General features: G+C 59.4%; 9 protein-coding genes. 1 reads left to right on the top strand and 8 read right to left on the bottom strand.

Going from position 1 to position 9,725, the window contains the following annotated elements:
* Positions 1-193 (top strand): hypothetical protein (locus QWL29_RS14520; protein WP_305823595.1); only part of this gene is annotated, 193 nt, incomplete at its 5' end.
* Here the strand turns inward: QWL29_RS14520 and QWL29_RS14515 are convergent.
* From QWL29_RS14515 to QWL29_RS14480, 8 genes are all read right to left on the bottom strand, one after another.
* On the bottom strand, positions 157-1,386 hold the full coding sequence (locus QWL29_RS14515) for a tetratricopeptide repeat protein (RefSeq protein ID WP_305823594.1): 1,230 nt from the start codon (positions 1,384-1,386) through the stop codon (positions 157-159). The two genes, QWL29_RS14520 and QWL29_RS14515, sit on opposite strands and share 37 nt — an antisense overlap.
* Before the next feature lie 69 nt (positions 1,387-1,455).
* The gene (locus QWL29_RS14510) at positions 1,456-1,887 is read right to left on the bottom strand and encodes an ExbD/TolR family protein (RefSeq protein WP_305823593.1); all 432 of its coding nucleotides are present in this window, start codon (positions 1,885-1,887) and stop codon (positions 1,456-1,458) included.
* A gap of 69 nt (positions 1,888-1,956) precedes the next feature.
* Entirely contained in the window at positions 1,957-2,388 is a 432-nt protein-coding gene (locus QWL29_RS14505; protein WP_305823592.1) for an ExbD/TolR family protein, read from the bottom strand.
* A gap of 31 nt (positions 2,389-2,419) precedes the next feature.
* On the bottom strand, positions 2,420-3,358 hold the full coding sequence (locus QWL29_RS14500) for a MotA/TolQ/ExbB proton channel family protein (RefSeq protein ID WP_305823591.1): 939 nt from the start codon (positions 3,356-3,358) through the stop codon (positions 2,420-2,422).
* Positions 3,359-3,441: 83 nt separating this feature from the next.
* Positions 3,442-4,107 (bottom strand): energy transducer TonB, encoded by a 666-nt coding sequence (locus tag QWL29_RS14495; RefSeq protein WP_305823590.1) that lies wholly within the window; start codon positions 4,105-4,107, stop codon positions 3,442-3,444.
* A 553-nt stretch (positions 4,108-4,660) separates the two neighbouring features.
* On the bottom strand, positions 4,661-6,187 hold the full coding sequence (locus QWL29_RS14490) for a SpoVR family protein (RefSeq protein ID WP_305823589.1): 1,527 nt from the start codon (positions 6,185-6,187) through the stop codon (positions 4,661-4,663).
* Between the two features lie 48 nt (positions 6,188-6,235).
* Complete coding sequence (locus QWL29_RS14485) at positions 6,236-7,507, bottom strand: YeaH/YhbH family protein (protein WP_305823588.1); 1,272 nt, start codon at positions 7,505-7,507, stop codon at positions 6,236-6,238.
* 209 nt (positions 7,508-7,716) lie between these two features.
* Positions 7,717-9,639 carry a PrkA family serine protein kinase gene (locus QWL29_RS14480; protein WP_305823587.1) on the bottom strand — a complete coding sequence of 641 codons (1,923 nt, stop codon included), beginning with the start codon at positions 9,637-9,639 and terminating at the stop codon, positions 7,717-7,719.
* Between the last annotated feature and the right edge of the window lie 86 nt (positions 9,640-9,725).

The following is a 9,725-nucleotide window of genomic DNA, read 5'->3' as shown; positions in this document are numbered from 1 at the left end:
CAATCTTCTTCTTGCAAAACGGGTGGAGTCCATAGATACGGTTGAGCCGGCGTTACCAATGACACCGCTGGTTTGCTGCCGGATGCGATTCATGATCCGCCAAAAAAAACGCCGCCCCGAAGGGCGGCGCTGTCACGCATCGAAGCGGTCGGCCGATCAAGCCAGCGGCTTGTTGATCGCCATGATCCAGTAACGGGCCAGGTCGGCGGTGCCTTCCTTGCCTGCGACGGTTTTCAGGGTGCTGATCGCTTGCTGCTTCTTGCCGGCGGCGGCGTAGGCTTCGCCCAGGCGCAGCTTGGCTTCGTCAGGGTACTTCAGGCCGCCTGCCTTGATGGCGCTTTCCATCAGTTTCAGGCCCTTGTCGGCCTGGCCCGACTGCACCATGCTGTAGCCGAGGCCCACCAGGTTGTCGTTGTCCTTGGCCGCCGTGTACTCGGCTTCCAGGGCAGCGATGCCCTTGTTCTGGTCGGCCAGGGTCTTCTCGGCCAGGTCCTTCAGGCGCTGGTGACGGGGGGCGTCGGTGCCGGTGCCCAGGGCGCCGCTCTTGTAGCCCTTGTCGATAATCTTCAGGGCTTCGGCCGGAGCCTTGGCCTGCAGCACGAGCTGGGCCATTTCCATGTACTCGCTCGGCTTCTTGAGCAGGTTGTTGGCGAGCTTCAGGCGGTAGACGTCGACGGCCAGGCGGCCCGAGAAGCCAGGTTTGCCCTGGACGCGGTTCAGCAGGTCGTTCCAGTACTGGGCCTTCGGATAGCTGGCGGCCAGTTTCTCGATGGTGTTGACGTAGCCGACCTTGTCGTTCTTTTTCAGCTGGATGTTGGCCAGCATGCCGAGCATGTCTTCATTCATGCGGCCCGATTTCTCGGCGGTGCGCAGCTCGGATTCCAGGGCGGCGACATTGCCCTGTTTGTAATAGTTTTGCAGCAGGTAGGCGCGTAGTTTCGGATCGTCGCGGTCTTTCAGCTGGCGCTGGATCGCTTCGTTTGCCTTGTTCAGGTCGCCGGCGCGCATGTAGATGCCGATCAGGCCTTCCGAGAACTGGCCGCGTTCGCCGGCCGACAGCTTGCCGGAAGCGATCAGGGCTTCGAAGGACTTGGCGGCGGTGTCGTAGTCGCCGGCCGACGAAGCTGCCGAGGCGCGCACGCGCTCGATCAGGAAGCTTTCGTTGGCGGTCTTGTTGGACACCTTGTCCGCTTCGCGCAGTTTTGCCAGGGCGTCCTTGTGCTTGCCCTGTTTCATCAGCGCCTGGGCTGCCTGCAGCGGCTGGCCGATGGCGGCGCGCACGGCTTCCGCCGCGTGGGCAGGGGCCAGGCCAATGACGGGAGTTGCTGCGGTGAAGCCGAGGGCGGCCAGTGCGAGGCCGAGGTGTGCGAGACGGAGTTTGCTCATGTGTCGAAAATCCTCTTTGAAAATGGACACGGCAGGGAAACCCTGCCGTGTTGGTCAAACCTGGTGCGGTTACTGGAACTGCTCGTTACCGACCATACCGATCTTGGTGACGCCGAGACGCTGGGCGGTAGCCATGACACCGGCAACAACCTTGTACTCGACCAGCTTGTTCGGACGCAGATGCACTTCCGGCTGGTTGGGCTGGGCTGCCACTTCATTCATCTTGGCTTCCAGGGTCGCACGATCCGAGATTGCCTGGCCGTCCCAGAGAATGGTGCCGTCGAAGTCAACGTCGATCGTGACAACCCGGGGCTCTTCCGTCTGCGGCGGCGGGGTGCCGACCGGCATGTTCAGATTGACCGAGTGGTTTTGCTTCGGAATCGTGATAATCAACATGATAATCAAGACCAACAGAACGTCGATCAAGGGGGTCATGTTCATTTCCATCATCGGTTCCGGATCAGCTCCTTTGGCGGAGCCTGAACCTACGTTCATACCCATGGTGTTTCCTTTTCAAATGTTGGGAGTACGTGAACCGGGCCTGGGCCCGGTTCACTGGGCAGCGCTTTATCAGCCGCCCTTGTCAGGTGGTTCGATAATGAAACCGACCTTTTGCACCCCAGCACGCTGTGCCGTGTAGATGACCCGGCCAATCGATTCGTATCGAGTGGTCTGGTCGCCACGCACCTTCACTGCAGGTTGCGGCACCTTCACCGACTGCTCCGCGAAGAACTTGAACAGCTCGTCCGTGTTCGCGATGCGCGTCTGGTTCCAGAACATCTCGCCGTCTTTGTTGACGGTGATGTTGATGTCTTCCGGCGCAGTCTTGGTGACCTGGTTCGTTTCCGCCGGCAGACTCACTTTTTGCAGCTGCAGGACCACCGGGCTGGTGATCAAGAAGATGATCAGAAGAACCAACATGATGTCGACGAGCGGCGTCGTGTTGATCTCTGACATCACGGCATCATCATCTCCTGAATCGGAGCCGACACTCATTGACATAATTTATCCAATCTTATTAGACGGACCGGAATTAGCCGATCTTCTTGGCCGACGCAGCAGCGCGTGCGGCTTCCGAGGTGTTCATCGCGCCCGAGATCAGGACCGAGTGCACGTCGGCGCTGAACGAACGGATGTCTTCCATGGCCGACTTGTTGCGGCGGACCAGCCAGTTGTAACCCAGGACGGCAGGAACTGCAACGAACAGACCGAAGGCGGTCATGATCAGTGCTTCACCGACTGGACCTGCAACCTTGTCGATCGACGCGTTACCCGACATGCCGATGGCGGTCAGTGCGTTGTAGATGCCCCAGACGGTACCGAACAGGCCGATGAACGGCGAGGTCGAACCGACGGTTGCCAGGAACGACAGGCCATCTTGCAGACGCGACTGGACGCGGTCCACTGCGCGCTGGATCTGCATGGTCACCCAGGTCGACAGGTCGATCTGCTCGAGCAGGGCGCCGTCGTGGTGCTGGGTTGCCTTGGTGCCGGTTTCAGCGATGAAGCGGAATGGCGAACCTTCTTTCAGTGCGGCCGAACCGGCAGCGATCGAGTTGGTTTTCCAGAACTTCGACGAAGTTTCCTTCGACTGGCGCATGATCTTCGACTGGTCGATCAGCTTGGTGATGATGATGTACCACGAACCCATCGACATCAGCGACAGGATGATGATGGTGCCCTTGTTGACGAAGTCGCCTTCTTCCCACATGGCCGAGAAGCCGTATGGGTTGTGGACTTCTTCTTTTTCGCCAGCAGCGGCGGCCGGAGCGGCTGCGTCGCCTGCAGGAGCGGCAGCGGCGTCAGCAGCCGGAGCGGCAGCTGCGTCGGTTGCCGGAGCGGTTGCCGCTGGGGCTTCTGCGCCTGCAGCCGGTGCGTCAGCGAAGGCCGGTGCCGAGACCAGGGCCGATGCCGCCGTAACCGAGAACAGGACAGCCGCCAGAACAGCGGACAAACGGGTATTCTTAAACATGCTTCCTCCAGAGATATAAAATAGACAGTTCGCTGATCAGATGACAACGAAAATCATAATGTGAGACGGTGAGCTGTCTCGGTTTATTGGTCCAGCGACCAGACGTACTGAACTGGAGCCCATGCCTGCTGAGGCTGGCCGTTGACGACGGCCGGTTTGAAGCGGCACTTGCCAATGGCTGCTTGAGCGGCCCTGTCCAGATCACGCGAACCACTCGATTTCGTGACCTTGGAGTCCATTGCGCGGCCATCCACACCGATCAGGAACGAAAGCGTCGTCGTACCTTCTTCTTCGTTACGTGCTGCCGACTTCGGATACTCTGGCTTGGCGCAGGTGCTGAAGTCTGCGACTGCCGGGGTGCTGACCGGTGCCGGTGCCGGGCCTGGAGGCGCAGCTGGCGGAGCGGGTGGTGCCGGTGGCGCCAGATTGGTCGTCGGTGGCGGCGTATTCGTCGCTGCTGCAATGGTGTTTTGCGGCGGCGGCGGTTGCTGCACCTGGACCTCGACCGGCGGAATGAATGGCGGCGGCGGTGCCTTCATTTCCGGCGGTGGCGGTGGCGGCGGGGTTTCCGGTGGCGGAGGCGGTTTCACCTCTTCAATCAGCTTGGTCTCCACTGCCTCCTGCACCTTCGTGATCACTTTCGTACCGAGACCATTAATGATCCCCCAGCCGACCAAGACGTGCAACAGGACCACAATGGTGATACCAGTGAGATTCTTCCCCGGTTCCTTATCATGTGAAAAATTCATGCCTGCTTTCTCCAATACCAACTCTTTTTGTTGCTACTAAACCCACAAAACACGACGAAAAGACAAGGCCGCATCCGGGACATCGGCGAATTATACCTACGAATTCTTTTTTGCACAGGTATTTTTGAGGCCCTGAAACGCACGTAAATGCCTGTAAAAACAAGCAATACAGCTCATCCGGCCGCACTCTTGCTGTGCAAAAAAGCGCAGTCAAATACTAGCAAAAATTACAAGAAACCACCTTGTTTCCGTACCAACTGTAGAACATCAGGAAAGACTAGCACCTCGACCGAATTTTGCACGCCGTATTTGCCGACTAGCAAATATCATATAGTGCAATGCTGAGCTTTTTGCAAACTATAGCCAGTTTCACCAAAGTAGGGCGTGCGCTAGGTAACACAGCAATAGGGTGCACGGGGCATGGCCATGAGCCCCGATGATGTCGATACAACTTATTGATATGGCTCAGTAGAAGAGTTGCAAAAAGGCACGAATCCGCAAGGATTCGTGCCTTTCATTTGCTTTTTGGAAGAGCCTGGAGGAGGGAATGCGCTCAGCGGTTGCGTTTCTCGCGCCGGCAATCGAGGAAGCTGACCACGTGGCCGGCGGTGTCGACGGTTTCCAGGCGCACGTCGAAACCCCAGAGCCGGGCTACGTGCTTCAGCACTTCCTGGGCCTGGCCGCTCAAGGGGCGGCGCTGGAACTGGGTATGGCGCAGGGTGAGGGCGCGGTCGTCGCGGGTATTCACCTGCCAGACCTGGATGTTCGGCTCGCGGTTGCCGATATTGTATTGCTCGGCCAGCTGCTGGCGCACGTAGCGGTAGCCGGCTTCGTCGTGGATGGCGGAAATGGTCAGCTTGTCGCTGCGGTCGTCGTCGAGCACGGCGAAGAAATGGAAGTCGCGGATCAGCTTGGGCGACAGGTACTGGGCAATGAAGCTTTCGTCCTTGAAGTTACGCATCGCAAAGTCGAGCGTCTTGCGCCAGTCGCTGCCGGCGATATCCGGGAACCAGGAGCGGTCCTCAATGGTCGGGTTCTCGCAGATGCGCCGGATGTCGCTCATCATCGCGAAACCGAGGGCATAGGGATTGATGCCGGAGTAGTACGGGCTGGTGGCGGCGGGCTGGTAGACCACGTTGGTATGGCTTTGCAGGAATTCGAGCATGAAGCCGTCGCCGACGATTCCCTCTTTATATAGTTCCTGCAAAATCGTGTAGTGCCAGAAGGTGGCCCAGCCCTCGTTCATTACCTGGGTCTGGCGCTGCGGATAGAAGTACTGGGAAATCTTGCGCGTGATACGCACCAGTTCGCGCTGCCAGGGTTCGAGCAGCGGCGCGTACTTCTCGATAAAGTACAGCAGGTTTTCCTCGGGTTCGATGGGGAAGCGCGGTGGCGGGGCGTCGCGTTCTTCTTCCTCGCGCCGCGGCACCGTGCGCCAGAGGGCGTTCACCTGCGACTGCGCATATTCCTCGCGCTCCTTCTGGCGCGCCGCTTCCTGGGCCACCGACAGCTTGGCCGGCCGTTTATAGCGGTCGACGCCGTAGTTCTGGATCGCATGGCAGGAATCGAGCAGGTCTTCGACGGCGTCGATGCCATAGCGCTGCTCGCATTCGGCAATGTAATTCTTGGCAAACACCATGTAGTCGACGATGGCCTCGGCGTCGGTCCAGGTGCGGAACAGGTAATTGCCCTTGAAGAAGGAGTTGTGGCCGTAGGCGGCGTGGGCAATCACCAGCGCCTGCATGGTCAGGCTGTTTTCCTCCATCAGGTAGGCGATGCAGGGGTTCGAGTTGATGACGATCTCGTAGGCCAGGCCCATCTGCCCGCGTTTATAACTTTTCTCGGTCGTGAGGAAGTGCTTGCCGAAGGACCAGTGGTTATATGACACCGGCATGCCGACCGACGTGTAGGCATCCATCATCTGCTCGGCGGTAATGATCTCGAGCTGGTTCGGGTAGGTGTCGAGGCCGAACTGTTGCGCGACCCGGCGGATTTCTTCGTGCGCCTGCTCGATCAGGTCGAAGGTCCACTCCGACTGCTCGGGCAGGGCGCGCGGGTTGGGGGTACGGTCGTCTGGCATATGCGTGCCTATCTATATAGTAGGGCTGGCTGCGCGGGATGCTCCCGCCTATTTCGGCTGCTTCTTGAACAACTCCCGGAACACCGGATAAATGTCGGCCGGCGTCACGATCTTCTGCATGGCGAAATTCGGGTGGTGGGCCGCCACCTCGGTATATTGCTCCCACAAGTTCTGGGGCGGACCGTCGGTGATCTCGACATAGGTGTAGTACTGGACTTTCGGCATGATGCCGTTGCTCAGCAGCTGCTTGCACAGCACCGAATCGTTGTCCCAGTTGTCGCCGTCCGATGCCTGGGCCACGTAGGTATTCCAGTCGGCGGTGGAGTAGCGCTCGCCGATCACCTTGTGCAGCAGGTGCAGGGCCGAGGACACCACGGTGCCGCCGGATTCGCGCGAGTGGAAGAATTCGTCCTCGTCGACTTCGGCCGCGGCCGTGTGGTGGCGGATGAAGACGACGTCGATGCGTTCGTACACGCGCTTCAGGAACAGGTACAGCAGGATGAAGAAGCGCTTGGCCGTGTCCTTGCGCGTTTCGTCCATCGAGCCCGAGACGTCCATGATGCAGAACATTACGGCCTGGGTGCTTGGCTTCGGCACCTTGATGCGGTTGCTGTAGCGCAGGTCGAAAGGATCGATGAAGGGAATCGCGTTGATGCGCGTGTGGTAGTGGTGGATCTGGCGCCGCAGTTCGATCACGCGCGGATCGTCCTCGCTCGCTTCCTGCTCGTGCAGGGCCTGCAATTCCTGCTTGGCGCGTTCGAGTTCGCGCCGGCTCGGGCCGCCGACGGCGATGCGCCGGCCGAGGGCGCCGCGGAGCGAGCGCAGCACGTGGATGTTGGACGGTGTGCCGGACACGTTGTAGCCGGCGCGCTGGGTCTTGAAGTCGACCGTCTGGGTCAGCTGGGTCTTGACCATGTTCGGCAGTTCAAGATCCTCGAAGAAGTAGTTCATGAACTCTTCACGCGAGAGTTCGAAAATGAAATCGTCCTCGACGGTCTGCTCGCTGTTGCCGGCGCGTCCGCGCCCCGAGCCGCCGCCGCCGCTGCGCGGGCGGTTGAACTGGTCGCCTTTCTGGTATTCGGTATTGCCGGGATTGATGGTTTCCCACACGCCGCCGTGGGCATGGCCGAAGTGGGGTTCGTTGACGTCCTTGACCGGGATCGAGACCTTTTCGCCGTTCTCGATGTCGGTGATCGAGCGGCCCTTGATGGCGCGCCCGACCGCATCCTTGATTTGCGCCTTGTAGCGGCGCAGGAAGCGTTCGCGGTTGACGGCGGACTTGTTCTTGCCCTGCAAGCGTCGGTCGATGAGGTAAGTCAAAACATGCCTCCTGCTGAAATTCGGGGCGGGCCGGCGTCGCATGGATACGCTGCGCGGCACCCCTATCTTAATCCTCCCCGTGCGCATGCGGGGTGCGCACGGCTGGCAGGGTCGTCAAAAATGCGCAGGCCGGACGGACATGTTGCCCGGCGGCGCCTCGATGTCCCTGCAGCGGACGGGCGCCAGAGGCGGACGCCCGTCCTCCTTGCTTACGAGGACTTGCGCACGCGCAGATACCATTCGCACAGCAGGCGCACTTGCTTGGCCGTGTAGCCTTTTTCCACCATGCGGTTGACGAAGTCGGCGTGCTTGGTCGCATCCTCGGCGCTGGCCTTGGCATTGAACGAAATAACCGGCAAAAGTTCCTCCGTATTCGAGAACATTTTTTTCTCGATGACGGTGCGGAACTTTTCGTAGCTGGTCCAGGCCGGGTTCTTGCCGCCGTTGGTGGCGCGGGCGCGCAGGCCGAAGTTGACGATCTCGTTGCGGAAATCCTTGGGGTTCGAAATGCCGGCCGGCTTTTCGATTTTCTCCAGCTCGGCATTCAGCGATTCGCGGTCGAAGCTTTCGCCGGTATCAGGATCGCGGAATTCCTGGTCCTGGATCCAGAAGTCGGCAAAGGTCACATAACGGTCGAAGATGTTCTGGCCGTATTCGGAATAGCTTTCCAGGTAGGCGGTCTGGATTTCCTTGCCGATGAAGTCGACATAGCGCTGGGCCAGGTGCTCCTTGATGTAGGAGTGGTAGCGCTGTTCCTGCTCCGGCGGGAATTGCTCGCGCTCGATCTGCTGCTCCAGCACGTACAGCAAATGCACCGGATTGGCGGCGACCTCGGTGTTATCGAAGTTGAAGACTTTCGACAAAATCTTGAAGGCGAAGCGCGTCGACAAGCCATTCATGCCTTCGTCCACGCCGGCGTAGTCCACGTATTCGTGCAGCGACTTGGCCTTGGGATCGGTGTCCTTCAGGTTGTCGCCATCGTAGACCAGCATCTTCGAATACACGCTGGAATTTTCCGGGTCCTTCAGGCGCGACAGGATCGCAAATTGCGCCATCATGCGCAGCGTGCCCGGTGCGCAGGGCGCACGCTCGAGCGAGGAATTGCGAATGAGCTTATCGTAGATCTTGATCTCGTCCGACACGCGCAGGCAATACGGCACCTTCACGATATAGATACGGTCGAGGAAAGCCTCGTTGTTGCGGTTGTTGCGGAAGCTCTTCCACTCCGATTCGTTCGAGTGCGCCAGGATGATGCCCTCGAAGGGAATCGCGCCGAAGCCCTCGGTGCCCTTGTAGTTGCCTTCCTGGGTCGCGGTGAGCAGCGGATGCAGCACCTTGATCGGCGCCTTGAACATCTCGACGAATTCCATCAGGCCCTGGTTCGCCAGGCACAGGCCGCCGGAATAGCTGTAGGCGTCGGGATCGTCCTGCGAATAATCCTCGAGCTTGCGGATATCCACTTTTCCGACCAGGGACGAAATATCCTGGTTGTTTTCGTCGCCCGGTTCGGTTTTCGAAATGGCGATCTGCTTCAGGATCGACGGATAGCGTTTGACGACACGGAACTTGTTGATGTCGCCGCCGAATTCGTGCAGGCGTTTCACTGCCCAGGGGCTGGGGATCGAGCGCAGGTAGCGGCGCGGGACGCCGTAGTCTTCTTCGAGGATGACGCCGTCTTCTTCTTCGTTGAACAGGCCCAGCGGCGATTCGTTCACGGGCGAACCCTTGATCGCATAGAAGGGAACCTGTTCCATCAGGTGTTTCAGCTTTTCCGCGATCGAGGACTTGCCGCCGCCGACCGGCCCCAGCAGATACAGGATCTGCTTGCGCTCTTCCAGGCCTTGCGCCGCATGGCGGAAGTAGGAGACGACCTGCTCGATGACTTCCTCCATCCCGTAGAATTCCTGGAAGGCGGGATAGATCTTGATGACCTTGTTGGCGAAGATGCGCGACAGCCGCGGATCGAGCCGGGTATCGACCAGTTTCGGCTCGCCGATGGCGGCGAGCATGCGCTCCGGCGCGCTGGCATAGGTCAGCGGATCTTTCTTGCACAGGGCAAGGTACTCCGACAGGGAATACTCTTCTTCCCGGGTACGCTCGTAACGGGCTGCGTAGTTGTCAAAAATGGTCATGTGGATGTCCTTTAGTTTGCTAACGACGATCACTGTCACGACAGTCGAACCATGCCGACTGCCAAGGCCCGTTTTTTCTTGGCGTA

It is taken from the genome of Massilia brevitalea, assembly GCF_030711405.1.
GTDB classification, from domain to species: Bacteria; Pseudomonadota; Gammaproteobacteria; order Burkholderiales; family Burkholderiaceae_D; genus Telluria; species Telluria brevitalea.
This window is presented reverse-complemented; position numbering and strand designations above follow the sequence as displayed.

Coding starts and splice junctions, on each gene's coding strand:
- QWL29_RS14515 (WP_305823594.1), bottom strand. CDS start 1,386: ATGAGCAAACTCCGTCTCGCACACCTCGGCCTCGCACTGGCCGCCCTC.
- QWL29_RS14510 (WP_305823593.1), bottom strand. CDS start 1,887: ATGGGTATGAACGTAGGTTCAGGCTCCGCCAAAGGAGCTGATCCGGAA.
- QWL29_RS14505 (WP_305823592.1), bottom strand. CDS start 2,388: ATGTCAATGAGTGTCGGCTCCGATTCAGGAGATGATGATGCCGTGATG.
- QWL29_RS14500 (WP_305823591.1), bottom strand. CDS start 3,358: ATGTTTAAGAATACCCGTTTGTCCGCTGTTCTGGCGGCTGTCCTGTTC.
- QWL29_RS14495 (WP_305823590.1), bottom strand. CDS start 4,107: ATGAATTTTTCACATGATAAGGAACCGGGGAAGAATCTCACTGGTATC.
- QWL29_RS14490 (WP_305823589.1), bottom strand. CDS start 6,187: ATGCCAGACGACCGTACCCCCAACCCGCGCGCCCTGCCCGAGCAGTCG.
- QWL29_RS14480 (WP_305823587.1), bottom strand. CDS start 9,639: ATGACCATTTTTGACAACTACGCAGCCCGTTACGAGCGTACCCGGGAA.